2 protein-coding genes are annotated in these 1,284 nt (G+C 64.7%); both read left to right on the top strand.

Translation table 11 applies throughout. The annotated features are described in order from the left end of the window. Positions 1–90 precede the first annotated feature (90 nt). Entirely contained in the window at positions 91–1,032 is a 942-nt protein-coding gene (gene fabD / locus ENZ75_RS32095) for an ACP S-malonyltransferase (RefSeq protein ID WP_013532517.1), read from the top strand. Between the two features lie 59 nt (positions 1,033–1,091). Continuing rightward, positions 1,092–1,284: SDR family NAD(P)-dependent oxidoreductase (locus ENZ75_RS32090; RefSeq protein ID WP_245467437.1), on the top strand; the 193-nt coding region annotated here is incomplete at its 3' end.

Below are 1,284 nucleotides of genomic sequence, written 5' to 3'. Positions count from 1 at the left end.
AACCGGGCTTGACTTGGCGGCCTGCCTTGCGTCACAGGCAAGAAAAACTCGTCTATCAGGCAAGCAAAACCAGCCCTTGGGAGCCCGCGCATGGCCGTTGCATTCACCTTTCCTGGACAAGGCAGCCAGGCAGTCGGCATGGGCAAGGATCTCGCCGAGGCCTTTCCCGAGGCGCGCAGAATTTTCCAGGAAGTCGACGACGCGCTCGGCGAAAACCTGTCGAAGCTGATCTGGGAAGGGCCGGAAGAGACGTTGATGCTGACCGCCAACGCGCAGCCGGCGCTGATGGCGGTGTCGCTGGCCGCGATCCGGGCGCTGGAATCGCGCGGCTTCTCGCTGAAAGGCAAGGTCGCCTATGTCGCCGGTCATTCGCTGGGCGAATATTCGGCGCTCGCGGCCGCTGGCTTCGTTTCGGTTGCCGATGCCGCCAGGCTGCTGCGCATCCGCGGCAATGCCATGCAGGCGGCGGTGCCGGCCGGCGAGGGCGCCATGGCGGCGATCATCGGATTGGAACAGGCCGATGTCGAAGCCGCTTGCGCGGAAGCCGCCAAAGGCTCCGTCTGCCAGATCGCCAACGACAATGGCGGCGGCCAACTGGTCATTTCCGGCGCCAGGGCCGCGGTCGAACTGGCGGCGAAACTGTGCACTGAGAAAGGCGCCAAGCGCGCACTGATGCTGCAGGTGTCCGCGCCCTTCCATTCGGCGCTGATGGCGCCGGCCGCGAACGTTATGCGCGACGCACTCGCCGGTGTGACAAAGAATGCGCCGGTCGTTCCCGTCCTCTCCAATGTCACGGTCAGCCCGACCAGCGATCCGGACGAGATCGCCCGCCGCCTGGTCGAGCAGATAACCGGCCGCGTACGCTGGCGCGAGACCGTGGAGTGGTTCGGCGCAAATGGCGTCACCACGCTTTACGAGATTGGCGCCGGCAAGGTGCTTTCGGGATTGGCGCGGCGCATCAACCGCGACATCGCCACTGCGTCGGTCGGCTCGGCGGCTGAGGTCGAGGCAACGCTAGCAGCGCTTGCATAAAGCCCTATTTGATCCCATTCCCTGCAAAGGGGTGTTCTCTTCTCAATCAGGAGACAAAAATGTTCGAATTGACTGGCCGCAAGGCGCTCGTCACCGGCGCATCGGGAGGCATCGGCGAGGCGATCGCCCGGATGCTGCATGCGCAAGGCGCGATCGTCGGCCTGCATGGCACCCGCGTCGAGAAACTGGAGGCGCTGGCTAGCGAGCTTGGCGACCGGGTCAAGCTGTTCCCGGCCAATTTGTCCAACCGTG

The sequence above is a fragment of the Mesorhizobium sp. M7A.F.Ca.CA.002.04.1.1 genome (genome assembly GCF_004022805.1).
GTDB lineage: Bacteria > Pseudomonadota > Alphaproteobacteria > Rhizobiales > Rhizobiaceae > Mesorhizobium > Mesorhizobium ciceri.
The sequence above is the reverse complement of the archived record's forward strand: the minus strand, read 5'-3'. Positions and strand labels throughout refer to the sequence as shown.